The following is a 26,119-nucleotide window of genomic DNA, read 5'->3' as shown; positions in this document are numbered from 1 at the left end:
CCAGCGCTGGCTTGCTACCGTCGGCATGCCACTCAACAGGGAAATCGGGCCATGCCAGCACAGTACCCGTTGCAACGCCGCATCCAGGATGGACGACCGCTGCTGGTCAATGCAGAGCCGCTGCAACCAGGCACTGAAGACATGTTGCACCGTTACCGCGAAGGCCAGTTGTGGGCGGTGAAGCAGGGCGTGATCACAGCCGAGCTGGACAGCGGCAGTTGGGTGGTACCGGCACGACACATTGGCTGGATACCTCCGGGCGTTGCCCATGCAGCGCGAGTCCATGAAGCGGCCAAGGGCTGGATGATCTATCTGCGCCCGGACCTGTGCCCGCTGTTTCCCACTCACCCCACGGTGTTCGACATGACGGCGCTGTCCAGTGCGTTGCTTGATCGTATTGGGGCCTGGGACGGCGGCTCGGCCGAACTCACACCCCCGCAGCATCGCCAACTGGAGGTGCTGTTCGACGATCTGAAGATTTCACCTGCCAATCCGTTGTTTCTGCCAATGCCCAGCAGCCCGCATCTGGTGGGCATGACCCTGACCATCGTCGCCGATCCCGCCAACAAGACCAGCCTGGACGACTGGGCCCGGCGCGTGGGCATGTCGCGGCGGGGGCTGACCCGACACTTTCGCGCCGAAACCGGCATGTCGCTGGTGCAATGGCGCATCGTTGCGCGAATGAAGCGCGCGCTGGAATTGCTGGCTCAGGGCGACAACGTCAACCGCGTGGCGCAGCGCCTGGGTTACGACAGCGTGAGCACCTTCATCAGTGCGTTCAGCGCACAGTTCGGCATGACTCCCGGCGTGTATGCCCTGTGATGTGACGCAAGTCCGGTTGTCTGCCAGCCGCCTTTGAGCGCAAGCTTTGTTATCCTGCGCGCCTTTGTCGCACCTAACTGCCGTTTAAACTGCCAAATGGGGTCTTTCATGACAGCCATTGTTCGACCACGTCCACAACCGATCAGCCGGGGCGACTACAAGACCCTGGGCCTTGCGGCCTTGGGCGGGGCGCTGGAAATCTACGATTTCATCATTTTCGTATTCTTTGCGCTGACCCTCAGCCAGCTGTTCTTTCCGCCGGAAATGCCCGAATGGCTGCGCCTGTTGCAAAGCTTCGGGATCTTCGTCACTGGTTATCTGGCGCGCCCCTTGGGCGGCATCCTGATGGCGCACTTCGCCGACAAACTGGGCCGCAAGCGGGTGTTCAGCCTGAGCATTCTGATGATGGCGCTGCCCTGCCTGCTGATCGGCGTAATGCCCACCTACGCCGAAATCGGCTACTGGGCGCCGTTGATCCTGCTGGCCCTGCGCATCCTCCAAGGTGCAGCGGTGGGCGGCGAAGTGCCCAGCGCCTGGGTGTTCGTCGCAGAACACGCGCCAAAGGGCCATCGCGGTTACGCCTTGGGCGTACTGCAAGCAGGCCTGACCTTCGGTTACTTGATCGGCGCGTTGACTGCGACCTGGCTGGCGAAGGTCTTCAGCCACGCGGAAATCCTCGACTTCGCCTGGCGCATTCCGTTTCTCTTGGGCGGGGTGTTCGGAGTGATCGGTGTCTGGCTGCGTCGCTGGCTGAGCGAGACGCCGGTGTTCATGGCGCTGCACGCCCAACGCGAAGGCATGACCGAACTCCCGCTGCGTGCCGTCGTGCGCGAACATCGCCAATCGTTATTGCCCGCCGCCTTGCTGACCTGCGTGCTGACTTCGGCCGTGGTCACGCTGGTGGTGATCACGCCAACCGTGATGCAGCAGCGTTTCGGCATGAGCCCCAGCGACACCTTCGCCCTGAGCAGCGTCGGCATCGTCTTCCTCAATATCGGCTGTGTGCTGGCAGGGATGCTGGTGGACCGCATCGGCGCCTGGCGTGGGGTGGTTTTGTACAGCCTCCTGCTGCCAGTGGGCGTAGGCCTGTTGTACGCCAGCCTGGTCATTCAGTGGCTGCCAATCGCTCTGGCCTATTCGGTGGCAGGGCTGGCGTGTGGCATCGTCGGCGTGGTGCCGTCGGTCATGGTCGGTCTGTTCCCGGCGAATATTCGAGTCTCTGGGATCTCGCTGACGTACAACATCAGTTACGCACTGTGGGCCAGCACCACGCCGCTGGCGCTGATCGCCCTGATGCCTTGGAGTCCGTGGGTCTGCGTCGGCTACTGCGCGATCATGGGGGCGGTGGGCCTGCTCACTGCCATGTTCTTCGGCATGCGCAAGGGCATGCAGGTCGACGATCCGGTAGCCGCACCTTGCAGTAACTGACCGTCGGGGCGTCGTTGAGCGACGCCCGATCCCCTACTACGCTTGGCCGACCACTATCGGAACAGTCGTCGGCGAGTGTGGGCATGAGCGATAACCCTAATAAGAATAATCTCAGCGCCACGTCAGTCGTGCGTGCGCAAGTCGATAGCCTTTATCGTCAGGAGTCCCGGCGCGTGCTCGCCACGCTCATTCGTCTGCTGGGCAGTTTCGAACGGGCAGAAGAAGCCTTGCAGGACGCCTTCATCGCAGCGGTCGAGCAGTGGCCACAATCGGGAATGCCCAACAACCCCCGTGCCTGGCTGGTTTCCGCCGGTCGCTTCAAGGCCATCGACAGCCTGCGCCGCCGCGCTCGCTTCGACGCCTCCCTCAACGAACTGGCACGCCAACTCGAGGATCGATTCAGCGATGATGCAGCCGATATCGAAAGCGTCGAGGACGACCGGCTGCGCTTGATTTTCGTCTGTTGTCACCCGGCCTTGAGCGCCGACGCCCAGGTGGCCCTGACGCTGCGCGAAGTCTGCGACCTGACCACGGAGGAAATCGCCCGGGCCTTCCTCATCACGCCATCGACGATTGCCCAGCGCATCGTCCGCGCCAAGAACAAGATTCGCGACGCGCACATTCCCTATGAAGTCCCTGTCCACAACGAATTGCCTGAGCGCCTGGAGGCGGTGTTACGGGTGATTTATCTGGTGTTCAACGAAGGTTATTTCGCGTCGTCCGGCGAGCACCTGACCCGCAGTGATCTGTCGGCTGAAGCGATCCGTCTGGGGCGCCTGTTGCTGGATCTGCTGCCCGAACCGGAAGTGGCGGGGCTGCTGGGTTTGATGCTGCTTGTAGAGTCCCGGCGCCCGGCGCGGCTTTCCCCGGAGGGCGAACCGGTCATGCTGGACCGGCAAGACCGACGCCTGTGGCAGCGCCCGCTGATTCAAGAAGGCGAAGCATTGGTGGAACAAGCCCTACGTTCAGGAAGGACCGGCGCCTACAGCGTGCAGGCCGCAATCGCAGCCGTACATGCCGACGCCAGACAGGCCGAAGACACCGACTGGCCACAGATCGTCGGGCTCTACGACGTGTTGCTGCGCTTCAACGATTCAGCAGTCGTGCAACTCAATCGCGCAGTGGCGCTGGCCATGGTGCAGGGGCCAGAGGCTGCTTTGAATCTGGTCGATGAACTGTTGGCCTCAGGGGAGTTGGAGGGCTATCACCTGGCGTGGGCGGCGCGTGCGGACATGTGTCGAAGGTTGGATCGTAACGAGGAGGCCCGTGCCGCTTATCTCAAGGCCATTGAACAGGCGCAGCAAAGCGTAGATCGGCGTTTTCTCGAGCGCTGTCTGAATGAATTGCCTGGCTGAAAACGGACCGTCGGTCAGGCGCTGAAAATTCTTTCAGTGTCGTGTCGATTCTCAAGGCCGACAAACGACTAGCTCAGTAAGAAGCTCCATCGCCAGTAAATCAGGATGAGCTTCCTGTAGCCGTCCGGCTTGCCGGCGGTGGCGCTTGAGTGTGCTGCCGCCGGCATGCCGGACTGCTCAGCGCGATAACTTTCAGGCGATTAAACATGAGGTCGCAGGTTGCACCTCACGGAGGTCATCATGAAATACCTGTGTCTGATCTACAGCAACGAGCAAATCCTGCATTCACATCCAGACAGCCCTCGGGACGACGAATGCCTGGCCTATGCGCAGTCGGTGCAGGCCAGCGGTCGAATGTTGGCGGCCGAACCGCTGGAGTCAGTGGAAACCGCGACGACTGTCAGAATGCGTAACGGCAAGGTGTCGATTACCGATGGACCCTTCGCTGAAACCAAAGAACAGCTCGCAGGGTTTTACCTCATAGAGGCGCGCGATCTCAACGAGGCCTTGCAGGTGGCGGCGCACATTCCGGCAGCACGGGTCGGCAGTGTGGAAGTTCGTCCTGTGCGTGAACTGAACCTGCAAGCCGATGAAGCCCAAGTGTCGGCATTCGCCGCAGGAGGTCAGTCATGAGCAACAGTGCCGATGACAAACAGATCCAGACCCTGATCGAACGTTGGTGCGTCGCCGTCCGCGACAAGGACCTTGAAGCGATCATGGCCTACTACGCGCCTGACATCGTGGCATACGACGCAATTATCCAACTGCAGTTTCGCGGTATAGATGCCTATCGCCAGCACTGGGAATTTTGCCTCGGGATGTGCGAGGGCGCGATGCTGTTCGAGACTCACCAACTGACCATCCACGCTGATGGCACGGTCGCTTTCGCCCACTGGCTGAACAAGTGTGGCGGGACCGATGACAAGGGCGAAGAAAAGTCCTCGTGGATGCGCGCCAGTGCGGGCTATCGCAAGACCGCCGATGGCTGGAAGGCAGTTCATGAGCACTTTTCCGCGCCATTCGACATGGCCAGCGGCAAGGCCCTGTTCGAACTGAAACCCTGATATCTCGCTGAATAAAAACACTCAAGGAGAATCATCATGAGCGTCAAACCCATTCCTGAAGGCCAGCACAGCCTGACCGTGTACATGGGCGTCTCGCCCGCAGCCCAAGCCATCGAGTTCTACAAGAAGGCCTTCGACGCCAAGGAAATGTTTCGTCTGGATGCGCCCGGTGGGCGGGTCGGTCATGCCGAACTGCAAATCGGTGACTCGCGGATGATGCTGTCCGAGCCGTGCGATCAAGGCGGGTTCGTCAGCCCTGATCCAGGTGGCAAAACTTCCTTCGGCATGCATCTTTACGTGCCCGATGTCGACGAGCAGTTCAAGCGCGCGGTAGAGGCGGGTGCCACGGTCGTTACCGAGGTGCAGGACATGTTCTACGGTGACCGCAGCGGCAGCGTACGCGATCCTTTCGGTCATCTCTGGTTCATCGGTACCCACAAGGAAGACCTCACCCCGGACGAAATTCGCGAACGAGCGATGAAAATGTTCGGTCAGCCAGCGTCCTGATTGCCGTCAGTTTTTTCCTTCCCCGGTGTAACGCGATCTGCGCTTAACGCGTGCAGATCGCGTATTGCCTACTTCCCCTTGGTCCTGACTCCCCTACTCGTCGCCGACATTTGTAACCAGAGATTGTAATTGAGAATTTCAACGTTTATTGTCGCGGCCTGTGCAACTTGTCTCCCACATAACTTTGCGTGCGCCTGATCGCTCGCGGAAGTCTTGTGTCTGGTTGGTAATGTTGTAAGACGAGTTTAGAGAAACTTCTCATGGCTTTGTAGGAATAGTTACCTTTGTAGTATTGAAGCTGATTTGATTAAGTGCCTTTGTATCGAAGTGTCAGATTTTCAAATTAATGCTCAATAAAATCCTGTCAGTGCCGATGAGTAATTCAATGCCAGGGAAGGCACTCAACTGGAGGTCACCACACGCCAATGCTGGAACGTGAAGGGAAGCGCAAGAGATTCGGCCGAGCGACGCCACGAGAGCGAGAAGTCCTGAAACTGGTGCTGCTGGGGTTCACCAACAAAGACATCGCAGTGGCGCTGGGCATCAGTGATTACACGGCTCGTGATCATGTATCGGCGTTGCTCAGAAAGAACGACGTGCGCAACAGGGCACAACTCATGGCGTTGCATGTGCCTGTACCCAGAATAAAAACACTCTCGGTACCCCTACATCTGACGGATTGTTTCATCGAGGCACACGAGGATAATAACCAATCCACGGAACATGAAGATTGCACGAGTGCCGAGTATTAAGTGGTGTCCGCCCGTTGGGTACTCGCGCATTAGATGCAGCGAGTGAACAAGATGTGGTTTAGCGAATGTGTGGCAAGGAAGGGTCATGGACGAAATCTCAGAGCACGTTTCAGAAGCGTTGTTTGAATTGCGCGGTGTCAGTCAAAGCTACATCAAGCGTGTTGCGGTTTTTCTCGACTGAGCAAGCCTTTAAACCCTGCTCTGCAGACAATTTTCGACAACAATAAGGAAGAACTCAATGGCTGCATGCAACCCGATTCACAGTGCGAATGCCGCGTCACAAACTCGACCCGCGCTGGGTCATAGCGATACTGAGGTGAATGCCCAGTTTGCGGCCCTGGTTGATCGACAGAACGCCCTGGGCGTCGAACATCTGGCCGAGATGCACAAGCAATGGCTTGGACCGCAGGGGATATTCGCGACTTTCGGTGCCGAGGTAGAACGCTTAGGCCGCCAGGCGCCAAGCCTCGACGAGCGCGACGGTTCGGTCGTACAAAGTGCCGACGCATCCCGGGCCGAGGACGTGGAGCGGGCCGTGGCGTATGCGCTCGCACAAAGCAATCGTCGCGGTGCAGCCGTTAACCCTTTCAGCGGGTCGAGCCGTGAAGCGCTGTGCTGCGTGGTGTTCGACGAGTCAGGCGGCTACACGCTGGTCGAACGTTACGCCGCTTACGAGGCCATGCGTCAGAGCGACTCGGACTTCTTCATCAAACTGATCGCCACCACCCGTGGCGTCGTCGAGCGACGCATCGTGTTTCACGGCTTGCTGGAACATTTCGACCGTTTGCTGCCGGTTGAAAAGAGTATCTATCCGGATGGCTACCGAGAGATTCAACGGGCGCATCTGGAACGCGAGGAACTGCTGTACGGGCCGCTGGTCCTGGGCGACAGCCTGGAGGTGCTGCTGCAAACGATTTCGCCGATTCAACTGGTGGAGCAGGTTCAATCACCGGTTGGTTCATTGCCGTGACCACTGCGCAGTGCCCAGTCCATCGGGTGAGCGCTGGTGGATGCCATCGTGTTTCACGGTTGAGCGGTTATGCCGCGCCGCTGGTGATGCTGTTCAGCGTGATGACGTGCGAACAGGCCCGCTGCGATGACAAACAGGTACCTGCGGTTGCCGCGCCAGATATGGCACACGCCCGCGAATCGCCGTTGCCAGCGCAAGCGACCGATCTGGATCTGGACTTGAGTCTCGCCGACGCCGTAGCGCTGGGCCTGCGTGGCAATCGTGATATTCGCCTGTCCTATCTGCAGCGCGTGGCGCAGAAATTCGATTTGCGGGTGGCCGAAAGTTTTTTCTCACCGCGGCTGTTGCTCAGTTCCCGACACGTTGTCTGCGCTTGAACACAGGATCGGCCTAACTGATGTAAATGATGAAAAAGAAATTATTGCCACTGGCGTTAACGTTTGTGTCGGTTACGGGGATGGCTACGTCCGTCCTCGGAGAGCGGGGGCGGGCACTCACATCAAGGGAACTGTCATGACAATTTCAATATCAAAAAATACTCGCATTCAGCCCCTACCCGTACCGAATAAGGCCCTGCGAGAAACATCTGCGCAGGCAGGTGGACAAGTGAGTTCATTGACGTCGCCACAGGCTTCCTCTGTATCGATCAGTGGCAAGGCTTTACTGATGGCGCGCATGTTTGAAGGGCATATTCTGGAGCCCGCAGTGGTGAAATATGCGCCTGGACTGGACGGAATGTTTCCGCCCTATTTTCTTACGCATGGTGATCGGCGACTTCTGTCCAGCATTTATGAGTTTGCAAATGGCCAAGGTGCTGATCTTGGCTACGTCGATGATCTTGCCTCCGGGATCGCACACTATCGCCGAACCGATAACGGACAGGAAATGTTGCCTCAACGACCGATGACACGATTCGACATGGAGGGGCATGAAGTGATGTACACCTTCAACGAAAAGAGTGCCGAAACCGCGCAACGGATCCTGAGTGGGGAGGGCATCAAAAGTACAAGAATTGATCAGGGCTTTTTGCGCTTCAACCTGGACCCTGCGTACAGTCCGATGAGCACGCTCAACTTTGATTTTCTGGAACAGATCGTTAACAAGTTCTCCGCTGTTGGCTCGACGGTGGCTGACTTTGGCGCTCGTTTCACTCATTTCCAACAGGGTCAGAAAAACTACGTCAAAAACGTATCCAAAGAAGTTTACGACATCCCTGGTCTTAGGCGAGGTAGGGACGGCGCGGAGCCTAATCATGATCAGCGTGCCAAAAAGGCAGGATCTGCAGCTGGCGCAAACGCACCTCAAGACCTGGCAACCACCCTGCGCCAAATCATCCAGAAGTATTTGCAGAAAAGCGGTCTTCCCACGCTCTTTGAAACCCTGATGCGGTTCCGGCGCTGACTCACTCGAACTCCGCACTCAATGTCTCACACGCCTTGACACCGGGCTTGGCCGAGGTGACTCGGTTGCGCCCGGTGCTCTTGGCGTCGTACAACGCCATGTCTGCTTCGTGCAGCCACATGCCGGCATCGGTGAGGTGCGGGCCATACGCGGCGATGCCGATGCTGAGGCTAAGTTTCAGGTCGGGAAGGGCGAGGTGAGTGTGTTCGTAGACGGTGCGGCGCAGGCGTTCGAGGATATCGGTGGCCTGGGCCAGCGTGGTGTCGGGCAGGATCACGCAGAATTCGTCGCCACCGTAGCGGCCGGCCAGATCGGTTTCCCGCAGGCTGGCGGTCAGCGCATGGCTCAGTTGCTTGAGGACCGTGTCGCCGATGATGTGGCCGTAGGTGTCGTTGATGGTCTTGAAGTGGTCGATGTCGATCAGCGCCACACTGTTCTGCCGCTTCAGCGTCCTGCAATTTTTGAACTCAACGGTCAGCAGATCCTTCCAGGCACCGTGGTTCATCAATCCGGTCAGGCTGTCCGTGGTGCTGAGTTTTTCCAACGCCTTTTTACTTTTCGACAGCTGCACGGCCACGCGATAGCACACCAGCCCGATGGCCATCGGATAGATCACCAGCATCGGCAGGCAGGCATAGACCTGGATCTGGCTGATGGCCGGAAACAACTCAGGCACAAATATGAAGTACGCGATCAGCGCACCGATGATCTGCGCCACGCTGCCGATCATCAAAAGCCTGGGGCCACCGGCGGCGATGTTGTTCATCGCCATCATCGACAGTGCCGTCACAGCCGGCAACGGGTTGAGGCCCATGGCGCCCGCCCAGAAACCACCGGCCAGCGAGTCGTAAATGAGATTGCGGCGCTCGGCCTTGTAGGGCTGGCGAGAGATTTTCGCCAGCAGATACGCCCCATGCGACCAACCGTAGCCGTGGAGGATCATCAGCACCCAGACCCAAGTCGGCGGATGCGACGGGTACAAAGCGGCGGCGACCGTGAAGAAACCAATGCCCAGCCCGACACTGCGCGGCAAATACATGCGCCGGGCAAACGAAAGACCTTTGTGAGGTGAGGTGTTCATAGCTCTTCACCGGGTTATAGCGCTGCATCCCGACTGAAACATCGGCCACGACGAACGATTCAGAGTGTCGCTCGCCTGCTGGGCGCTGGGAAGGGCCTTGTGCCACTATTGGTCAGATTCAGACCGCCGACCGTCGCCTGCTTACTGCCGGGTGCGCGAAACCGGATGCGCCAAGCGTAGCCGCTCTTGATGGATCCACAACTGGGCGTCGTCATCTGTGAGGGTCGGTTTTCCGCGAATCTGTGTATTTACGGTGTGAGGGTTTCCAAGCTGAAATGGCCCGGCCCGTCGAACCCCTTCGACGACCTCCCGAACCTGCCGCCGGAAGTGGTCATGCCTGAACTCTCGAACCTCGTCGCCTTTTCCTTCATTGCACTCGGCATGGTCCTGACACCGGGGCCGAACATGATCTACGTAATCTCGCGATCCATCTCGCAGGGCCGTAGGGCAGGCCTGATCTCACTGGGTGGCGTCGGTATCGGCTTCATCTTTTATATGCTCTGCGCCGCATTCGGCATCACCGGTCTGGTCATGGCCGTGCCCTACGCCTACGACACTCTGCGCATCGCGGGCGCCATGTACCTGCTGTACCTCGCCTGGCAAGCCGTCAAGCCGGGTGGACGCTCGCCGTTCCAGGTCAAGGAGCTGCCCCGGGACAGCAACAAGCAGTTGTTCCTCATGGGCCTGATGACCAACCTGTTCAACCCCAAAGTCGCCGTGCTCTATCTCTCGCTGTTGCCGCAATTCATCACCGTCGGCAACGGCACCAGCGTCCTCAGCCAGTCCCTGGTGCTGGGCAGCGTGCAGATCGGCGTGAGCCTGACCGTCAATGCAATGGTCGCCATGGCCGCAGGTTACATCGCGGTATTCCTCGCGACCAAACCGACCTGGGCCAACGTGCAGCGTTATCTGATGGGGACTGTTTTGTTTGGTTTTGCGCTGCGCATGGCGGTGGAGGGGCGTAGATAAGGGAGTCCGAGGTCGCGAGCTTGAAAAGTGCTGCCTTTAAGGCTTCAGTTGGTGCCTTTAAAGCAGCAATCCTTACTTGCTCCCTGTCACCTCATTCACTACCGCCGTATGCGCCGAGACGTCTTTTTCCAGAGAGATCACATTGACCACTGCAGTGCGAGCGCCTGAGACGGCGGCTATCGTCGTGCTCAGCACCTTGCCGCCCTCGACACTGCCGGAGATGTCGAGCTGGCGCAGTTCGAGACCGTTGCGCAGGATCTTCTTCTCACCCAGCTTGTTGAAGTCTTTGTAGCTGGACTGCTGTTGGACGAGTGTTTCGGCAATGATGTTGTCGAGGGTCTGACTGTCGTTGGTCGGCACGTTCTGGCCGTCCGGCAATGGCGTCTCGGTGATGATCACCACGCGTTTGGCGGGCTTGTTCATGTACAGCGAGCCGGTGACACCAGCTGCCCGGGCCTTGTCGTCGATCTCTTCCATCGGGCCCTGGACGTAATCCTTGGGCAGGGTGAAGGCGAACTTGCTGTCGAGCATCATAACGTTCTGCGTCTCAGGCGGCGCTGGGACGGCCTTGGGCGCGGTCTTGGCAGACTTCGAGGTTTTGGACGTCTTGGACGTCTTGGACGCAGCGGAAGTCTTGGAGGTTTTCGAAGTCTTGGGTTTGGTTGAGGTCTTCGAGGTTTTGCCGGTTTTCGAGGTCGTCGAAGTCTTGGACGTTTTGGCTGTCTTCGAGGTGGTCGCCGCCTTCGAGCTGGTAGTGCTCTTCGAGGTCTTGGGCGACTGCGTGGATTTGGTCGATTTTGCAGGCTGCGGGGTGTCAGTCGCCGCCTGCGCGCCGGTCATGCCCAGGCACAGGGCCAGAGCACTGCGGACCACGACAGTTTTCAGATTGAGCAAGCGCATTTCTACCTCGACAAAAGCCAATTCCTACAGAGGGTCGGCATTTTGCCTGAGGCAGAGAAGCCGTAGATAGGTTAACGCCCAACATTCAGACGCCGTGCATCTCTGTAGCAGTCCGGCCGGACTGCCACAGAGGCCCTTCAGTCCAATACCGTCAATCCAATACCGTCAGGTCAAAACACGTTGATCGGATAATCCACAATCACCCGATACTCATCGGCGTTGTGGTCCACCGCCTTGTAGCCATCGCCACCCCGATTGGTCGCCCAGCGCAGCCGCACGCCGAGGTTCTTCGCCGGGCCGCCCTGCACCACGTACTTCAAGTCCGCATCCCGTTCCCAATGCTTTGCGTCTTTGCCGTCGACGTTGTAATAGCTGTAGCCCGAGTCAGCCGCTGTCGTGGCCTTCGTCAGATCCATCGTCCCGCGGGTGTAGGAGAGCGACGATGTCAGCCCTGGCATTCCCCAGCCGACAAAGTCATACGCGTACTGCAACTTCCAGGATTTTTCCCCCGGCGCGTTGAAGTCCGAATACTGCTGCGAGTTATCCAGATATACGCTGTCGCCATCCTGGATGTAGTCGAACGGCGTGTTGCCGTTCACTTTCTGCAGGGATGTCGTCAGCGTCTGATGCCCGACCGTTACGCCCAAGTGCACGCTGAACGTGTTGTTATCGATGCTGCCGAGCAGCGCCTGGCCGCTGTCTTGGGTGTGGTAGTAGTGGAACCCGGGGTTAAGGCTGACCAGATCATTCACCGCCCAGTTGTAGTCCAGGTCGTAGTAATACTGGTTCCAGATGTCCTTGAGCTGCGAGGCATACAGGCTCGACGTCATCCCCGGCACCCCGGTGTAAGTCGCGCCCGCCCAGCTCATGTGTTTGCTCTTGTCACCCTCGGGCAGCGTGCCGTAATAAGTGCCGATGCGCCCGTTGCCGCTCTGGTTGAACAGCTTGTCAAAACTCACCTGCCCGGCATCCAGCGTCAGATGATCGAAGCTTGTATTGGTCAGGCTGAACCCGCGAAACGTCATCGGCAGCATCCGCGTCGCGCCTCCCGCGATCACCGGGTTATTGAGGAACATGTCCCCGGCCTTCAGCACCGTATCGAACGCGCGCATCTTCAACGCCCCGCCCGCTGAAGAGAACGAGTCCGGCGCGTCGCCGTAGAGATTGTCCTTGTTCGGGTTCGGCGCCGTGGTCGGCAAAATACTCGACCCGCCGCTGCCACCCCCGCCATCGAGCTTCAACCCGAGCATCGCGTTGGCATCGATCCCGAAACCCACCGGCCCCTGCGTGAAGCCGGACTCGAACACCCCGACAAAACCCTGACCCCACTCCTTGCTGTCCTGCTTGCCGTCGTGCCTATCATGGTTGAAGTAATAGTTCTTCAGATCGAGATTGAAACTCGACCCCTCGATGAAACCGTCTTTGCTACTGCTGGCACTGTTATCGGCATAAACCGCAGTCGACAGAGTTGCGGTCACTGCAACGAACAAAGCGCTGTATCTAAAAGATGCATTCACTGATCAAAATTCCCCGTGGACTCATTGGCGATCGGCAGTGATATCAAGGCGAAGCCATATTCTTGTTAGTTGCTTGATTGTTTTTTCGTGCTCAAAAAAAAGCCGCTGGGGACAGCGGCTGAAGTTTGGAGCTTTTGAGGCCCCACGCCGGGAGCAACGGCGCAGAACAGGATGAAACAACGACGTGAAACAACGAGAGAGAAACTGAAACGGCGTACAGGTCAGGTGTGTTTGGCATTCTCCACTTGAGGGTTATAGGTCGAGGCTTGCTGAGTCTTGTCCTGCTCCTTCGCCTTGGCGGCAAGGGCCTCCTCGTGCTGCTCGAAGTTCGCATGAACTGCTTCATTGCGAGCGACAAACGCAGGAGACTCTTCCGCCATTGCAAAAGGTGCGGCCAATAAAGAAGAAACAATAAGCGCGCTGGCAATACCGATGGATTTGAACATTTGAATAAACCTTCTTGCTCATGCAAGTTCGATTAAGTGAGGCCACTTTAAGAATCGTGGCCGCAAGGATCAAATGAAACCCGAGTAAATATTGTTTAGAGAAAATGTTATGTGGGGGAGGGGGAATTAATGAGCGATGGCGAATCGTCCGTCAGCCCTCACAACACGCGGGGCGCGAAGTCCGCTCTTGATTCTGGCCGGAGGCCGTGGGAGCAAGCTTGCTCGCGAACTGCCGGGAAGCAGCAGCAAATACATTCACGCTGCGCTGTCAGGCAACCAAACGAGGCAGCATTCACCGCACCTTCATCGGCGCAAAAAACGGTCGAATGCCCCGACATTTCGGGTAATCCGCGCACCCCCAAAAATTACCGCCAGCATTGGCGCCAGATCGGGCCACCTTCAACACCATCGTCATTTTGCAGAAAGGACAGGCAGGCGCTTTCTGCTCCGCAGGTGACTTCGTGACCGTTTTGGCCGGTTTCGCTTTGACCCGCTCTCCTGCTCCATCACGCTCGGCCCGCTTCTCGACTTTCTCTGTGTTGAGCGACTCCGACGGCGCGCGGCCAATCGGCTCAACGGGTGCGGGTGTCTTGGGCTGCCCGGATTCCCTATCCCCGCCACGACGGTCTGGAAATGCTGCCAGTGCATTAGCCACCCTCAGCCGAAGCGTTTTCAAGAAACCGAGGATTTTATGAAGCGAGAGATTGTTTCGAGGCATGTGAGCGTGCTGATCGGCGGAGTTGGAGCGCAGTGCAGCAGAACGGCACGGCGTGTAGGTAGAGGCAATTATAGATTCAGCCCCATCAGCAGTGCACTAGCGAGCATTTAAGCGATCGTTCTAGCACTTAGCGTGTAGGAAAAATCGCGACCGAATACAAAAAAATCCTACGTTTTGCAGCGCAACAGGCCACGTCCCGACGCCTTGTATTACCCACAGACTCCGCAGCCGAAACATTTCTTAATAACGGTAAGGAGAGCAGGCATGGCGTTAGACGCATTCATCAAAATCGATGGGATCAGTGGTGAGGCCCTGGATGACAAACACAAGAACTGGATCGAAATCGACGGCTATCACTTCGGCAGTCATCAAAGTACAACCGCCACGGCAAGCTCCGCAGGTGGCGCTTCATCCGGCCGTACCACACTGACCAATCTCACCTTCACCAAGTTTCTGGACAGCGCCAGCTGCAGGCTGATGGAAGCCTGCTGCGCTGGCGATCATCTGAAAGAAGTCAGGCTCACGCTCAACCGTGCGGGGGCCGACAAGCTCAAGTACTTCGAGATCATCCTCGAAGAAGTGATCATTTCCGAATACACGCAGAACGCCAGCTCCGGCGTGCCCGTTGAAATCGTGCAGCTCAACTACGGGCGGATCAAAACCGTTTACACCCAACAAAAACGCACCGACGGCAGCGGCGGCGGCAACGTCGCAGGTGGCTGGGACCGAATCGGCAACAAAAAATACGCCTGAGGAATCCCATGGCCACTCCCTACAGCTTCATCAACCCACGCATGCAAACCTACCAGGGCTTGAAATCCAGCGTTTCCCTCGCCGGTAAATCCCTGGCCAAGTTCGACACCCTCAACGCGCATATCCGCGACAGCGTCGTGCTCGCCGGCGAGCTGGTCATCATTGGCGACTACTCGACCAAAGCCTGCACCGCTCAGGAAGCCTACCTGATGAGAAAGGCCACTGAAGTGCACCACATGCTGCTCATCAACGGCATGGAAGGCGACAGTTACGTCCTTGATAACTACGACTGCCTGCAGGACGTCATCGATAGAACGTCCATAGCGACAGGCGTCGTCTCCGATGGCTGGAGCCGACACCTCAAAAGCATCGAGAGCAGCCTGGAAGAAATCAACGCCCTGTACAAAAGCCATATGTCCTCGGGGAAACTCCAGAACCGCGAACTCTTCTTCCAGAAACGCGCACTGCTGGAAGCCAACATCCAAAAGCAACTCAGCAGCGTTGCCAGCACCGGCTCGGGACTCGGCAGAAACACCCGCATCAAAGACATGTTGGGCCTGTCGACCAAAAGCTATTCGAAACACCGCGAAATCGCACGCTACGCCGACACCGTTGCCGGCGTCGCAAAAGCCGCAACGATCATCAAACGCGGCGGATACATCGGCGTCGCGCTGGATGTGGCGTCTACGTCGCTGGAGATCAGAGAGGCTTGTCTTGCGGGGGATGAGCGGCAGTGCAGGAAGGCGCGGTATGTGGAGGGGGGGAAATTGATGGGGAGTTTGGTTGGGGGGGTTGCAGGAGGTTCATTTGCATCTGTTGTATCTGAAAAGCTATGCACTGTTTTATTGGGTGTTATTACGCGAGGCAGGGGGGTGACTGCATGTGTAGCAGTGGGAAGCGGGTTGGGGGGCTGGGGTGGAGGTGAGATTGGAGGCGTGAAAGGGGAAAAATTCAGTGAAGTATTGTATGGAGAAATTGATGATTAGATCTAGAATTTCTGATTTCATTACAGTGTTGATAGCTCTTCCGCTTCCAGTTGTCACAGGCTGGGTGTATTTGGCCTCTTATCTACTACTCGATCAGCTAGAAGCTCATTTTCCATGCAGTAAGTTTCTTAAGGTGAATGAACGGCTGCATAGGCGTTTGGGGATGGCAGGTAAAGTTATGAGGTGCGGGGCAGTATTTTTAGTCTTCTTATTTCCTCGTTGGAGCGTATCGAGAGGGGACGCCATTGAGCGCGAAATCTTATCGGTCCCCAGAAGCTTGAAGTTAAAGCTTTGTTACCCGTTTTCTGCTCTTTTTATATGGACAATTGCACTATTTATATGGGGTGCTGCTTATCTCTAAATCACATGACGCAAATCAAAATGAGGAAAGTAACTTAACAGCTTCATGGGCAGGAGGTGAAGTGGGAGGAGTGGCAGTAGAGATGATGGGCGAGATGATTTATGAGAGAGCTTATGATTAGGTCGGGTATCACTGACTTAATAACGATGATAGTTACGCTGTCTTTGCCGTTTATCCCTCTATGGACGGCGATAGCGTCGCACAAGTTGATAGATGATCTGGACACGATTTTTTCACGCAGCTCTTTCGTGAGGAAAGACATAGTTTGGATGCGCGGTTTGGGAATTGTAGGGGAGGTCATGTACTGTAGTTCGATATTTGCACTATGTATTAATTGGCGATTTTGTATCCGAAGGGGCTGGATTATCGAAAGCGAAGTGCTGGCTGTGTCCAAGAGGCAAAAAATGATTCTGTATCCGCCGTTTATGGCATGTTGGGTTTGGATGTTAGCGTTGATCGCGTGCAATTTTCTGATCTGGGGCTCGATAAAAAGCGCCCGTGAGGTTTGTTTGTAGCAATACGGAACGTTAAATATCGGGTTCGAAAATTGACTACAAATCTAGTCTATTTGATTTGCAAGGCAAGCTTGCGTCTCATGTTGCAGCTTGCCAGTCGGGATCAAATAGTCTTGGCATTACTGTGGTGGACTGCGGTGCTGGCGAGAGGGCTGGCCCTAAAGACTGCCCCGCCGTGTGCGGATGGCTAAGTAGCTTGGCAGGAGGCGAAGTCGGAGGAAGGGGAGGTGAAAAATTTGGTGAGGTCATCTACGAGGGTAATGATGAGTAGAACAGCGTTCACTGATATCGTGACCCTGATGGTAGTTGGCCCTCTGCCGCTTATAGCATTATGGTCGGCAATTGTTTCTCATCGAATGGTGGCTAAGTTAGAGAGTGTATGGGTGCGCAGCAAGTTTGTTAATGAAAACAAGGCAGTTATGAAAGGGCTAGGAATCGCAGGTAAGATAATGCTCTGCGGTTCGGTCTGTGCAATTCTTATCTGCCCAAAATCATTTGTGCGAAATGGATCGGTCTTGCAAGAGGAAGTCGATGCGGTACCTAAAGAGTGGAAAGTGACGGTCTACCCTCCCTTCATTGCGTCTGGCATATGGACAGTTGCACTATTTATTTGTGGTGTGTTCGTCTGGTAAGTCATGTGTGTTTTTGTTGTGACTGAGGCGCGTTATCGACCAAAAGCAACACGAAGCACGGCGAGATCGCCCGCTACGCCGATACCGTGGCAGGTGTGGCGAGAGCTGCGACCATCATCAAACGCGGCGGATACATCGGCGTCGCGCTGGATGTGGCGTCTACTTCGCTGGAGATCAGAGAGGCTTGTCTTGCGGGAGATGAACGGTAGTGCAGGAAAGCGCGGTATCTGGAGGGGGGGAAGTTGATTGGGAGTTTGGGTGGGGGTGTAGCCGGAGCGTCTATCGGAGGACATCTCTCGAAAAGCTGGTGCGCGTTAATTTTGGGCGCTGCCACCAGAGGGTTTGGTACTACTGCCTGCATTGCGATGATTGGTGCGACAAGCGGTTGGGCGGGAAGTGAAATCGGGGGTAGTCAAGTTGAAGCCTTAGGGGACGTTATCTATGACGATATCCTTCAGTAAGTTGACAAACCAGGAGCTTGTGTCGGTTTGTGTTGCTTTGCCTTTACCTTTTATCATGATTTGGACCGCCATCACTTCCCATTTGTTGGTAGATAAATTGGAACAGGTATTCTGTCGCAGTCTGCTCCTGCAGTAAGATCGAAAATTCATAAAGCATTTAGGCCTGCTTGGTGAAATGATTACATGTGGAAGTGTCTTTCTTACATGTTTGATGCCGAGAATTTACATTTGGAGAGGGCTGGTGCTTGAAAGTGAAGTTGCGAAGATGCCTAAGCGACTCAAACGTTGGTTGTACCCTCCGTTTATTGCTTCTCATATATGGTTTGCTGCGCTGATAGTATCTGGTTATGTTTTCGGATATTAGTTGGCGGCATGAGAGATGAAGAAGTTGATGATGTCATCTATGAGAGTTTTTATGGGTAAGCTCGACGTTGCTGATGTTGTCAACATGGCCATAATGCTGCCTTTACCGTTCATGACGTCTTGGGCAGTGATTGTGTCTTATAAACATATAGATACTTTGGAATGTATTTTAGGCGACAGTCGTCTGGTAATAGGAAATAAATTCTGGATGCAGAGATTTGGACTTGCAGGAAAAGTAATGCGCTGTAGCGCGATAGTAGCAATCTGTATGCATCCCAGTCTTTATGTGCGAGATGGAAGTGTAGTGGAGAAAGAGGTTCTCGCTATTCCCAAGAGTCTAAAGAAAAAGGTGTATCCGCCATTTATAGCGTGCACGGTCTGGTCGGCCGCTCTGTTTGTTTGGGGGATATTAGGTTGATGCGTTTTTAATAGCCTTGGCATTGCTGGGGTGAACTGCAGAGTTGGCGAGAGGGCTGGCACTGAAGCCTGCGCCTCCTTGGGCGGTGGGCTAAGTGGCTGGGTGGCTGTTTCTCGCTCAAGCGTGTCGAGGGGGAAGCTATTGAAAGCGTAGGACCTATCCGAAACCGAGGTAAGCACTCTCTTTTTTAGTCTTTGGCGCATTCATGGATAACATCGTATAGCGCAAACTCGCTCGCCCCACCGACTCTCAAGGGCGACTCGATGCAGCTGGAAAAAACTCTACACGTCGGCCACTTTGGTCTCCTGTTCACCCTTATGCGTTTTACTGTCATGGCAAAAGACGTACCCACCCTGAGGTCTCTACGAATTCCGAATTGTGGTAGTGATCACTGGAGAGTCGCCGACTTTATTGCCGAAACTTATGACCGAATGCTGGCGCAGAGCCGGCCGTGCGAGATGGTGGTTGCAGTGTCGGACCCACTGACGCGCAAGCAAGCGGAATTGTTCAATGATCAGACTGACGCTTTGGCTTTGGCGGCGTCAATAATCATTGGTAGAGGGTTCCCATCAAAGAGGGTTTGGCAGAAAACAACTGCTGGAGGCTTTGCAGGACTTTCTGTGAAGTTGCTTTCTGATACCCGCCACTCGGGTGACGTCGTAGTTGCAGTTCAGGCTTGGGTGGAGGGAGGCATCGGCCCACAACCCACATCCAGAGCGATGCTGCTCAAAAATCAGGGAGGCGTGCGATGACGCTTCCCATACTCGTTGGCCTAGGCATGACGATCAGTACGCTGCTCACCTATAAGCTCAAACCCAGATTCTGGAGAAAGTGGCTCGGGATGTTGATGCTGGTCTGCGGGGTAATCGCGTTTTTCAAGCTATCCAGCAAAAGCGACGAGCTGTTCGCCGCGCTTTTGATGCTCACTGTAACGGGTTATTCCTTGTTCTCCAGTCGCGACCAATTCACCAGAGACCAGGACTAACCGCCTATGCTATTCCTGCTCGGTTGCTTCCTCGCTTGCACCGCCTGCTACGTGCTCAACCGAAAGTTGGTTCACAAACGCCCTCGCCAATGGGCAGGTGTTTCCCTCATCACCCTTGGCGCGACAGGAACCAGATTCCTCGAAGCCCATATCAATGATGTCCTCATCTGGGGTTTTGTCGTTGCCTGGGGCATAGGCCTGGAGCTGTTCTTCAACTGCGAAAAATATAAGGATTACTATTGGTAGGCGTCAGGATTTCAGTGCCCACGCGTTTCAGGAAATACACCGCCGCACGGTTTCAGCGAAGCCGAGCGCTTCATGCGTGGCATGACTTGTGTGGTTATCGAGCGGAACATCCGAGCCTAACTCTGTGCAGTCGAGCAGTGTGCAGCGCTTGAGCATTGAGGGCTTTCCTGCAGTGATACTGCCCACACTTACACAGGGCTTATCGTTCAAGGCTTTGCAGGTAGCGCGTGATCCTGCCTATAAATACCATCAGGGTTAATGACCATCCGCCCAACCTGGCTCTCCAGCTCACCGCTGTGATACAGATCCAGGCACTTCAACAAATCAAAACGGACGCCTTTGACCTCTGAATCTGCCAAAGGATTGTGGAAAATCCGGATTCGTCTCACTCACCTGTGGGTATCACTCCTACATCATCGGAGGACGGCTCCATTGAGCGGCGTGGGACATGTCCGCACCTGGCAAGTCCCCTTGTAACCTATTGCGGAGAGGTTTCAGACGCGCCCCAATTTTGCTCTCGCAGCCTGCCACCACGACTGGCCTGGCTTACTATGAAACGGCTGATGATCACCGCTGTGCGCCAGTACCCTTGGCATATCCCGCAACCGAATCCACGGCTCACTGCGCCAATGCAACATGCTCACCGACATTCCCGGCCACTGCAGAAAACTCAAGCAAGGACTGCACGCCTCGGGCGGCTCAAGCTCATCGCGCACACACGGCACCACCTCGTTGGTGATCCACTGCCGTAACTCACGATTTTCCGCGTGATGGTGATGCACCAACATCGCATACACCCCCGACTCACTCACCATCAGCTCATCCGCCTCAGCGCACGAATCCACCAAGGTCATCACCCTACGCTGATCGGCATCGAGCTTGCGCGTCGTGCGTTCGTTCAAAGGCCAGCCCATGAGACGACCCATGTCGCGGGCGCAGAACCAGACTTGGGATTCGAAGAGGAGGGTGCGCAGGGGGCGGTTGTGGCGGTGGAAGGTGGTGGGGCGTAGGCTGTTTGTCATTGTCCTTTTCTCTGCTTATTAGCCTTCCATGGCGGGATTAGGTGTCGGGAGCTAAGAAACCCTTGAGCAGAGAACAGGGCCGGACATATTCCCCTTACGGGTCTTGTATTCGCCCACTCCCGACATAGCAGAGAAAATTTCGGCGCACGGCTACAAACCACTGGCGCCTAAATGCCGCTTCTATCGGGAGCGGGCGGGCCGCTCTGCTCAGGTGTTTCTGCTGCGTTTCTTAGGCGCGGAGGCAGGGTAGGTGGCAACGCCCCCTGTCGCAAGATGCAACGCTGTAGGACTCTTCCGAAAATTTCTGATCAAGTAAGTCACTCACTCTGCGGCAACTGGCGATTTGTATCCGGCAACCTGCGTGGTTCCGCTGGTTTGATGATCATGAGTTGTATAGTTAGACGACAGCGAGCCTCCGTACGAGTCCGAGAGTAGTTTCAAGGTGTTGACGTGCGACTGAAGTGCCTTGGCACTCGGTTGATCTGCCGCGCTCTTGGGCGAGAGGATAGGCATATCTTGATAACGCATGTACTCGCTGCCCTTTAATTCATCCGCCAGTTTTACGATCCGCTTGTCAGCGTCAACCCACAAAAGCCCCAGGTCAAAAAGGGTATGGATGTCAGCGCGAAGCAGTAATCCATTGCCAACCACATTAGTGTCGGCACCTTGGTAGGGAACGATGTGCGCGGCCTCCAGCAGTGCCGTAATAGTGCAGCCTGTAATTGCACACCTGCCGTCGTAAGCTTTCATCAGCACCAGTCTGAACTTGGCCTGACCTTGGCGACGGACCACCGATGCCAGGACTTTCTTACGAGCATCAACGATATTTTGAGGATTGAATTCGCCAGACGAGTGCAGCTCCGATTCGATGAAAGGAATGGTGAGCTCTGGACTATCTTCTTGGCAGAGAGTGAATTTGGTCGGGCCGGAAGACTCATGGCTTTGATAAAGAAACCTGCCCTTGTAGGTGAAGCCTGCGCCAGGGTGTTCATATTTCTTTTTGCGATAAAACAGGAGGAGTTCTAGCCCGCGTTCGACGTGTTCTTTGATGAGGTGGTCGGTGCCACCTTGCGTCTGACCTTCCATGTGCAGCACGTCGCCAGTCAGGATGTCATCGTACTGGGTGCGGTCTGCCGTCTTTTGTTCTGTGACGAACAGCCAGACTGAGTCGAACGCTGCTGGCTTGAAGATTCCGTTATTGATGCTTGAGGCTGTGATTGTGAAGCGAGCTCGCAAGTCATCCCGCGTGTAGATATGGCCTTCCTCAAGCGCAAGCGATGCGTAAGCGCCGGTAAGCATCTGTTGTAGGGTTTTCTTCGCCACGTTGTAGTCCCTTTCCATATCGCCTGCAGGAAAGGGAATGTTGCGTCAGTGCGACGCCTTGTTACAACTGATTTCAGGTCTGCGGGATATCATTGATTCGATTGCGTTGTGCCGATCGTTCCCCACGCTCCGCGTGGGAATGCATCCTCTGACGCTCCGCGTCAGCTAGTACCACCGCTGCACCTCGATCAGCCCCGGCTGCCCTTGATAATCCCGCGCGCTTGAATACCGCCAATGCTCCCCCAGATCCACATAGCCTCGTTTCACTGGGTTGTGGTGTATGTAGTCGAGCTGCTGGCGCATTACGCTTTCGCTGTAAACCATCTCTGCGTGCACGCCTTCTTGCCAGACCTGATACACGCGGTCGAGCTTGTGTGCTCGCTTGGCAAATCTCAGTCGCTGTAGCGTGCTTTCAGCATTTAGGTGTTGAAGGTGATCAACGATGTTGCGTGCCGTGAAGGATTTGAAGCTAGACACGGATTTCGCGAGGTTTGGAGATTGAGCCAGGTAGTGGAGATGGTTTTCTAGAACGACATAGCCGTATAGCTTTAGGTTCTGGTTAGCTTGCTGGTATCGCCAGGTGTTTAGAACGATATCGACGAGGGCGGGGCGGGTGAACAGCGGGAGCCATTCGACGATGGTGCAGGTCAGGAAGTGAGGTTTGTCGATTTCGGTGATGGTGTAGCGGCTTCGGGCCATGGATTCTTCCTTGAATCTGAAGTGGGGCACGGAGCTTTTGAGGCTAGTTTGAGCGAGGCCCAATGTGGGTCTTGCTGTGTTTCGTGGTGCTTCAGGTATGGGGAGGGATCCGTTCAGACGCGGGTTTGACGCGGAGCGTCAGTGGCTGCATTCCCACGCGGAGCGGGGGAACGATCATCAGCTTTCCAGCGGGGACGCGGGGCGTGGGAGCGATCAAGTCTTGCTGTGTTTCGTGGTGCTTCAGGTATGGGGAGGGATCCGTTCAGACGCGGGTTGACGCGGAGCGTCAGTGGCTGCATTCCCACGCGGAGCGGGGGAACGATCATCAGCTTTCCAGCGGGGACGCGGGGCGTGGGAACGATCAAGTCTTGCTGTGTTTCGTGGTGCTTCAGGTATGGGGAGAGATCCGTTCAGGCGTGGGTTTAACGAGGAGCGTCAGTGGCTGCATTCCCACGCGGAGCGGGGGAACGATCACCTTTCCAGCGGGGACGCGAGGCGTGGACCGATCAACGTTCCGGCAGGGACGCGGGGCGTCGGAACGATGATCACCTGATCATTCGGCATACAAAGAAAAGGGCCACCATCTCTGGCAGCCCTTTCATCTCAAACGGTGTAAGCAGGATTCAAATCAATCCCAGCTCAACGCCCCACCCGTCTGGTACTCAATAACCCGAGTCTCAAAGAAGTTCTTCTCTTTCTTCAAGTCCATGATTTCGCTCATCCATGGGAACGGGTTGGTGGTGCCTGGGTACTCTTCCTTCAAACCGATCTGGCTCAGGCGACGGTTTGCGATGAACTTGAGGTAGTCCTCCATCATCGCGGCGTTCATGCCCAGTACGCCGCGCGGCATGGTGTCGCGGGCGTATTCGATTTCGAGCTGGGTGCCTTGCAGAATCATCTGGCTGGCTTCTTCCTTCAGTTCGGCGTCCCACAGGTGCGGGTTCTCGATTTTGATCTGGTTGATCACGTCGATGCCGAAGTTCAGGTGCATGGACTCGTCGCGCAGGATGTACTGGAACTGTTCTGCGACGCCGGTCATTTTGTTGCGGCGGCCCATGGAGAGGATCTGGGTGAAGCCGCAGTAGAAGAAGATGCCTTCCAGAACGCAGTAGTAGGCGATCAGGTTGCGCAGCAGTTCTTTGTCGGTCTCGACGGTGCCGGTGTTGAATTCCGGGTCGGAGATGGCGCGGGTGTATTTCAGGCCCCAGGCTGCCTTTTTGGCGACCGACGGGATCTCGTGGTACATGTTGAAGATTTCGCCTTCATCCATGCCCAGCGATTCGATGCAGTACTGGTAGGCGTGGGTGTGGATCGCTTCCTCGAAGGCCTGGCGCAGGATGTACTGGCGGCATTCAGGGTTGGTGATGAGGCGATACACGGCCAGTGCGAGGTTGTTGGCAACCAGGGAGTCGGCGGTGGAGAAGAAACCCAGGTTGCGCATGACGATGCGGCGTTCGTCGTCGGTCAGGCCTTCCGGGTTACGCCAGACGGCGATGTCGGCGGTCATGTTGACTTCTTGCGGCATCCAGTGGTTTGCGCAGCCGTCCAGGTACTTCTGCCAGGCCCAGTCGTACTTGAATGGCACCAGTTGGTTGAGGTCGGCTCGGCAGTTGATCATGCGCTTTTCGTCGACGGCAACGCGGGCGGCGGAGCCTTCGAGTTCAGCCAGACCTTCGGCGACGTCGAGTTTGTTCAGTGCGGCCTTGGCGCGGGCTACCGCGGCGGAGTCGCTGGCGTTGGCAGCGCGTGCTTCCAGGGCGGCAGCACCACCGGCGCTGTCGAGTTTGTCCATGGCTGCTTCAGAAGCGTGGCCAGCGTTGGCGCCTTTGGCGGGTTCGGCTGCGTCTTCTTTGTCGAATTCGTCCCAGCTCAGCATGGTGATGAGGCTCCTGCTTGAGGACCGCCTTGGCGGTCGATTGGATTTTAAAGTCGGCGTTGCCAGCGGTGCATGTCGCGTAGGCTGGCAACGGGAATAGATTGGGTGCAGCTCAGGGTCTTACTGTGATTGATCAACGAAGACGAGAATCGTCGTTTCGGATCGATCGGCGACCGTGCTGCGCAGGCCACCTGTGGCAGGCCGGCGAAGCGGGTCAACGGGGCTGTTTTCAGAGTGCCAGCTTTGCAATGTGCAAACGGTCATTTTGAGTACCCTGGGTGAGCGCGGGATTATACAGATTTTGCCCGGCGCGGGTTCGTCCCTGACGGAATTTGAAGGTCGAATTGCCTTCATTTTCCTTTGCGTTCTTCGCCAAGCCATGCTTGAGGAACAGCGCGTTAATATTAGAGGTTAATCACGTATCTAGTGTTTCGTTTCGAAGCGAGACACATCATATAGTGTGTCCTGGCTGGCGGCAATCGATGGGCGAGCTCGAATTTCGACGAATTCATCTGGGCTGATTTGGATCATGGCTTTGATAATGCGTTGAGGTTGCGTATCCAGAGGCGTGCAGGGGGCACCGCTCGAGAATCAATATCGAATACCCAGTGGAAATGACGCGCCAAATTGTGACGTAATCGACGAGTGGCCCATGATCTGGCTCCGTCACACGCGAGGACTGAACACGCGAATATTCAGCTGCCGATTGCCTGCCCCACACACCGCTCGAACACCCTCACCAGTCCCGCATAGTCACACCCTACGGCGTCGATATTGGCCTGTATCCATTCGCCGGGCTCCACTGGCCACCAGCTGATTTCATACCCTGCGTTGACGATGATGTGTTCGAACAGGATGCGTTGCGCACGGCCATTGCCTTCGCGGAAGGGATGAACCACGTTGAGGTCGCCGAACAGTTCTGCGCTGGCGTTGATCAGGTTGGTCCGGTCAAGGTCCTGAAACCAGTTGGCGTCGGCGAGCACTTTGAACAGTTTGTTGGCTTCGGGCTCGATGCGGCTGGTGACGCAGAAGTGCGTGTCGTCCTTTGAGATGTCGACGGTACGCAGCTCTCCAGCCCAATCGTAAAGGTCGGAAAAGAGCCGGCGATGGATCGCTTGCAGGTAGGACAGGCTGTAGGGGGGAGGGGCGAAGTCGATGGATTCGGCGGCGACTTCTGACAGGTCGCGCTCGGCTTGCGCCAGGGTTTTTGCGTCGGTGAGGTTGAGGCGGTTACGCAGTACGGTGCTGCCGGGTGGGCAGTAGGGGTCTTGACCCGCGCCGTATTTGTCGACCATCAGGCCTGTTTGTTGCGGTAGGTATTGAGCAGTTCTTCCCGGGACGGGAGGCGGCGTTCGGAGTCGCCGGGCGAGGTTTCGAAACCTTCGAGGCGCAGGCTGGCTGCGTAATTGGAGCGGCGCGTTCTGGCGCAGTAGGCTTTCTTGGCATCCAGAGAGGGCGTTGGCATGGGAAGGCCTCCACGGTTCAAAAGGGGAGTGTAGCTGAAGAAGGCTCGCGGCCAAAGTGGCCGCGAGCCTTCATTCAGGGCGTC

Annotated in this window: 28 protein-coding genes and 2 pseudogenes; 18 read left to right on the top strand and 12 right to left on the bottom strand. The window is 56.3% G+C overall.

Features of this window, described 5'->3' with window-relative positions:
• Positions 1–51 precede the first annotated feature (51 nt).
• The 10 genes and pseudogenes from BWR59_RS21580 (at position 52) to BWR59_RS21535 (ending at position 8,299) form a co-directional block, all read left to right on the top strand.
• Entirely contained in the window at positions 52–822 is a 771-nt protein-coding gene (locus BWR59_RS21580) for a helix-turn-helix transcriptional regulator (RefSeq protein ID WP_081567660.1), read from the top strand.
• A gap of 108 nt (positions 823–930) precedes the next feature.
• Entirely contained in the window at positions 931–2,250 is a 1,320-nt protein-coding gene (locus BWR59_RS21575; RefSeq protein ID WP_081567659.1) for an MFS transporter, read from the top strand.
• 83 nt (positions 2,251–2,333) lie between these two features.
• The gene (locus BWR59_RS21570) at positions 2,334–3,605 is read left to right on the top strand and encodes an RNA polymerase sigma factor (protein ID WP_081567658.1); all 1,272 of its coding nucleotides are present in this window, start codon (positions 2,334–2,336) and stop codon (positions 3,603–3,605) included.
• A gap of 240 nt (positions 3,606–3,845) precedes the next feature.
• Positions 3,846–4,238, top strand: coding sequence for a YciI family protein (locus BWR59_RS21565; protein WP_081567657.1), 393 nt, complete (start codon positions 3,846–3,848; stop codon positions 4,236–4,238).
• Positions 4,235–4,669 (top strand): nuclear transport factor 2 family protein, encoded by a 435-nt coding sequence (locus BWR59_RS21560; protein ID WP_081567656.1) that lies wholly within the window; start codon positions 4,235–4,237, stop codon positions 4,667–4,669. The genes BWR59_RS21565 and BWR59_RS21560 overlap by 4 nt, the downstream gene beginning before the upstream one ends.
• Before the next feature lie 36 nt (positions 4,670–4,705).
• On the top strand, positions 4,706–5,176 hold the full coding sequence (locus tag BWR59_RS21555; protein ID WP_081567655.1) for a VOC family protein: 471 nt from the start codon (positions 4,706–4,708) through the stop codon (positions 5,174–5,176).
• A 425-nt stretch (positions 5,177–5,601) separates the two neighbouring features.
• On the top strand, positions 5,602–5,928 hold the full coding sequence (locus tag BWR59_RS21550; protein ID WP_081567654.1) for a helix-turn-helix transcriptional regulator: 327 nt from the start codon (positions 5,602–5,604) through the stop codon (positions 5,926–5,928).
• Positions 5,929–6,166: 238 nt separating this feature from the next.
• Complete coding sequence (locus BWR59_RS21545; RefSeq protein WP_230982062.1) at positions 6,167–6,898, top strand: hypothetical protein; 732 nt, start codon at positions 6,167–6,169, stop codon at positions 6,896–6,898.
• A 161-nt stretch (positions 6,899–7,059) separates the two neighbouring features.
• Positions 7,060–7,260: pseudogene (locus BWR59_RS32900) on the top strand (TolC family protein); the annotation flags it as partial.
• A 151-nt stretch (positions 7,261–7,411) separates the two neighbouring features.
• Positions 7,412–8,299 carry a hypothetical protein gene (locus tag BWR59_RS21535; protein WP_143490902.1) on the top strand — a complete coding sequence of 296 codons (888 nt, stop codon included), beginning with the start codon at positions 7,412–7,414 and terminating at the stop codon, positions 8,297–8,299.
• A 1-nt stretch (position 8,300) separates the two neighbouring features.
• On the opposite strand, the gene BWR59_RS21530 is transcribed toward BWR59_RS21535, so the two are convergent.
• Positions 8,301–9,380 (bottom strand): diguanylate cyclase, encoded by a 1,080-nt coding sequence (locus BWR59_RS21530; RefSeq protein ID WP_081567651.1) that lies wholly within the window; start codon positions 9,378–9,380, stop codon positions 8,301–8,303.
• Between the two features lie 333 nt (positions 9,381–9,713).
• On the opposite strand from BWR59_RS21530, the gene BWR59_RS21525 reads away from it, so the two are divergent.
• Entirely contained in the window at positions 9,714–10,349 is a 636-nt protein-coding gene (locus tag BWR59_RS21525) for a LysE family translocator (RefSeq protein WP_081567953.1), read from the top strand.
• Positions 10,350–10,421: 72 nt separating this feature from the next.
• Here the strand turns inward: BWR59_RS21525 and BWR59_RS21520 are convergent, their stop codons facing one another.
• From BWR59_RS21520 to BWR59_RS33145, 4 genes are all read right to left on the bottom strand, one after another.
• The gene (locus BWR59_RS21520) at positions 10,422–11,249 is read right to left on the bottom strand and encodes a hypothetical protein (RefSeq protein ID WP_081567650.1); all 828 of its coding nucleotides are present in this window, start codon (positions 11,247–11,249) and stop codon (positions 10,422–10,424) included.
• A 170-nt stretch (positions 11,250–11,419) separates the two neighbouring features.
• On the bottom strand, positions 11,420–12,766 hold the full coding sequence (locus BWR59_RS21515; RefSeq protein WP_081567649.1) for an OprD family porin: 1,347 nt from the start codon (positions 12,764–12,766) through the stop codon (positions 11,420–11,422).
• A 221-nt stretch (positions 12,767–12,987) separates the two neighbouring features.
• Positions 12,988–13,212 carry a hypothetical protein gene (locus BWR59_RS21510; protein ID WP_081567648.1) on the bottom strand — a complete coding sequence of 75 codons (225 nt, stop codon included), beginning with the start codon at positions 13,210–13,212 and terminating at the stop codon, positions 12,988–12,990.
• A 292-nt stretch (positions 13,213–13,504) separates the two neighbouring features.
• Positions 13,505–13,930, bottom strand: a complete 426-nt coding sequence (locus BWR59_RS33145) for a topoisomerase DNA-binding C4 zinc finger domain-containing protein (protein ID WP_081567647.1) — start codon at positions 13,928–13,930, stop codon at positions 13,505–13,507.
• Positions 13,931–14,194: 264 nt separating this feature from the next.
• Here BWR59_RS33145 and BWR59_RS21500 point away from each other — a divergent pair, with 264 nt between their 5' ends.
• The 7 genes from BWR59_RS21500 to BWR59_RS32460 all read left to right on the top strand — a co-directional run bounded on the left by BWR59_RS21500 (position 14,195) and on the right by BWR59_RS32460 (position 19,650).
• A complete protein-coding gene (locus BWR59_RS21500; protein WP_081567646.1) occupies positions 14,195–14,683 on the top strand; it encodes a type VI secretion system tube protein Hcp in 489 nt (162 codons plus the stop codon).
• An 8-nt stretch (positions 14,684–14,691) separates the two neighbouring features.
• Entirely contained in the window at positions 14,692–15,669 is a 978-nt protein-coding gene (locus BWR59_RS21495; protein WP_081567645.1) for a hypothetical protein, read from the top strand.
• A gap of 1,136 nt (positions 15,670–16,805) precedes the next feature.
• The gene (locus tag BWR59_RS32090; protein WP_143490901.1) at positions 16,806–17,177 is read left to right on the top strand and encodes a hypothetical protein; all 372 of its coding nucleotides are present in this window, start codon (positions 16,806–16,808) and stop codon (positions 17,175–17,177) included.
• A gap of 840 nt (positions 17,178–18,017) precedes the next feature.
• Complete coding sequence (locus BWR59_RS21485) at positions 18,018–18,419, top strand: hypothetical protein (protein ID WP_081567643.1); 402 nt, start codon at positions 18,018–18,020, stop codon at positions 18,417–18,419.
• Positions 18,420–18,682: 263 nt separating this feature from the next.
• Positions 18,683–19,171: a hypothetical protein gene (locus BWR59_RS21480; protein ID WP_081567642.1), complete on the top strand. Its 489-nt coding sequence runs from the start codon at positions 18,683–18,685 to the stop codon at positions 19,169–19,171.
• Positions 19,168–19,404 carry a hypothetical protein gene (locus BWR59_RS21475; protein WP_081567641.1) on the top strand — a complete coding sequence of 79 codons (237 nt, stop codon included), beginning with the start codon at positions 19,168–19,170 and terminating at the stop codon, positions 19,402–19,404. The genes BWR59_RS21480 and BWR59_RS21475 overlap by 4 nt, the downstream gene beginning before the upstream one ends.
• A gap of 6 nt (positions 19,405–19,410) precedes the next feature.
• Complete coding sequence (locus tag BWR59_RS32460) at positions 19,411–19,650, top strand: hypothetical protein (protein ID WP_081567640.1); 240 nt, start codon at positions 19,411–19,413, stop codon at positions 19,648–19,650.
• A gap of 206 nt (positions 19,651–19,856) precedes the next feature.
• Here BWR59_RS32460 and BWR59_RS21465 read toward each other — a convergent pair.
• The 7 genes and pseudogenes from BWR59_RS21465 to BWR59_RS32085 form a co-directional block, all read right to left on the bottom strand.
• Positions 19,857–20,027, bottom strand: a pseudogene (locus BWR59_RS21465) (T6SS amidase immunity protein Tai4 family protein); the annotation flags it as partial.
• 117 nt (positions 20,028–20,144) lie between these two features.
• On the bottom strand, positions 20,145–20,672 hold the full coding sequence (locus BWR59_RS21460) for a Bro-N domain-containing protein (RefSeq protein ID WP_081567638.1): 528 nt from the start codon (positions 20,670–20,672) through the stop codon (positions 20,145–20,147).
• Between the two features lie 321 nt (positions 20,673–20,993).
• Positions 20,994–21,995 carry an HNH endonuclease gene (locus tag BWR59_RS21455; RefSeq protein ID WP_218191258.1) on the bottom strand — a complete coding sequence of 334 codons (1,002 nt, stop codon included), beginning with the start codon at positions 21,993–21,995 and terminating at the stop codon, positions 20,994–20,996.
• Positions 21,996–22,160: 165 nt separating this feature from the next.
• Complete coding sequence (locus tag BWR59_RS21450; RefSeq protein ID WP_081567636.1) at positions 22,161–22,694, bottom strand: transposase; 534 nt, start codon at positions 22,692–22,694, stop codon at positions 22,161–22,163.
• Positions 22,695–23,322: 628 nt separating this feature from the next.
• Positions 23,323–24,570 (bottom strand): ribonucleotide-diphosphate reductase subunit beta, encoded by a 1,248-nt coding sequence (locus BWR59_RS21445; protein WP_081567635.1) that lies wholly within the window; start codon positions 24,568–24,570, stop codon positions 23,323–23,325.
• Between the two features lie 695 nt (positions 24,571–25,265).
• Positions 25,266–25,865 carry a putative adenosine monophosphate-protein transferase Fic gene (locus BWR59_RS21440; protein ID WP_081567634.1) on the bottom strand — a complete coding sequence of 200 codons (600 nt, stop codon included), beginning with the start codon at positions 25,863–25,865 and terminating at the stop codon, positions 25,266–25,268.
• Positions 25,865–26,035: a YhfG family protein gene (locus BWR59_RS32085; protein ID WP_143490900.1), complete on the bottom strand. Its 171-nt coding sequence runs from the start codon at positions 26,033–26,035 to the stop codon at positions 25,865–25,867. The genes BWR59_RS21440 and BWR59_RS32085 overlap by 1 nt, the downstream gene beginning before the upstream one ends.
• Positions 26,036–26,119: the final 84 nt, after the last annotated feature.

The sequence above is a fragment of the Pseudomonas sp. Bc-h genome, from assembly GCF_002080045.1.
Taxonomy (GTDB): Bacteria; Pseudomonadota; Gammaproteobacteria; order Pseudomonadales; family Pseudomonadaceae; genus Aquipseudomonas.
This window is presented reverse-complemented; position numbering and strand designations above follow the sequence as displayed.

Coding starts and splice junctions, on each gene's coding strand:
- BWR59_RS21580 (WP_081567660.1), top strand. CDS start 52: ATGCCAGCACAGTACCCGTTGCAACGCCGCATCCAGGATGGACGACCG.
- BWR59_RS21575 (WP_081567659.1), top strand. CDS start 931: ATGACAGCCATTGTTCGACCACGTCCACAACCGATCAGCCGGGGCGAC.
- BWR59_RS21570 (WP_081567658.1), top strand. CDS start 2,334: ATGAGCGATAACCCTAATAAGAATAATCTCAGCGCCACGTCAGTCGTG.
- BWR59_RS21565 (WP_081567657.1), top strand. CDS start 3,846: ATGAAATACCTGTGTCTGATCTACAGCAACGAGCAAATCCTGCATTCA.
- BWR59_RS21560 (WP_081567656.1), top strand. CDS start 4,235: ATGAGCAACAGTGCCGATGACAAACAGATCCAGACCCTGATCGAACGT.
- BWR59_RS21555 (WP_081567655.1), top strand. CDS start 4,706: ATGAGCGTCAAACCCATTCCTGAAGGCCAGCACAGCCTGACCGTGTAC.
- BWR59_RS21550 (WP_081567654.1), top strand. CDS start 5,602: ATGCTGGAACGTGAAGGGAAGCGCAAGAGATTCGGCCGAGCGACGCCA.
- BWR59_RS21545 (WP_230982062.1), top strand. CDS start 6,167: ATGGCTGCATGCAACCCGATTCACAGTGCGAATGCCGCGTCACAAACT.
- BWR59_RS21535 (WP_143490902.1), top strand. CDS start 7,412: ATGACAATTTCAATATCAAAAAATACTCGCATTCAGCCCCTACCCGTA.
- BWR59_RS21530 (WP_081567651.1), bottom strand. CDS start 9,380: ATGAACACCTCACCTCACAAAGGTCTTTCGTTTGCCCGGCGCATGTAT.
- BWR59_RS21525 (WP_081567953.1), top strand. CDS start 9,714: ATGCCTGAACTCTCGAACCTCGTCGCCTTTTCCTTCATTGCACTCGGC.
- BWR59_RS21520 (WP_081567650.1), bottom strand. CDS start 11,249: ATGCGCTTGCTCAATCTGAAAACTGTCGTGGTCCGCAGTGCTCTGGCC.
- BWR59_RS21510 (WP_081567648.1), bottom strand. CDS start 13,212: ATGTTCAAATCCATCGGTATTGCCAGCGCGCTTATTGTTTCTTCTTTA.
- BWR59_RS33145 (WP_081567647.1), bottom strand. CDS start 13,930: ATGCCTCGAAACAATCTCTCGCTTCATAAAATCCTCGGTTTCTTGAAA.
- BWR59_RS21500 (WP_081567646.1), top strand. CDS start 14,195: ATGGCGTTAGACGCATTCATCAAAATCGATGGGATCAGTGGTGAGGCC.
- BWR59_RS21495 (WP_081567645.1), top strand. CDS start 14,692: ATGGCCACTCCCTACAGCTTCATCAACCCACGCATGCAAACCTACCAG.
- BWR59_RS32090 (WP_143490901.1), top strand. CDS start 16,806: ATGATGAGTAGAACAGCGTTCACTGATATCGTGACCCTGATGGTAGTT.
- BWR59_RS21485 (WP_081567643.1), top strand. CDS start 18,018: ATGAAGAAGTTGATGATGTCATCTATGAGAGTTTTTATGGGTAAGCTC.
- BWR59_RS21480 (WP_081567642.1), top strand. CDS start 18,683: ATGCAGCTGGAAAAAACTCTACACGTCGGCCACTTTGGTCTCCTGTTC.
- BWR59_RS21475 (WP_081567641.1), top strand. CDS start 19,168: ATGACGCTTCCCATACTCGTTGGCCTAGGCATGACGATCAGTACGCTG.
- BWR59_RS32460 (WP_081567640.1), top strand. CDS start 19,411: ATGCTATTCCTGCTCGGTTGCTTCCTCGCTTGCACCGCCTGCTACGTG.
- BWR59_RS21460 (WP_081567638.1), bottom strand. CDS start 20,672: ATGACAAACAGCCTACGCCCCACCACCTTCCACCGCCACAACCGCCCC.
- BWR59_RS21450 (WP_081567636.1), bottom strand. CDS start 22,694: ATGGCCCGAAGCCGCTACACCATCACCGAAATCGACAAACCTCACTTC.
- BWR59_RS21445 (WP_081567635.1), bottom strand. CDS start 24,570: ATGCTGAGCTGGGACGAATTCGACAAAGAAGACGCAGCCGAACCCGCC.
- BWR59_RS21440 (WP_081567634.1), bottom strand. CDS start 25,865: ATGGTCGACAAATACGGCGCGGGTCAAGACCCCTACTGCCCACCCGGC.
- BWR59_RS32085 (WP_143490900.1), bottom strand. CDS start 26,035: ATGCCAACGCCCTCTCTGGATGCCAAGAAAGCCTACTGCGCCAGAACG.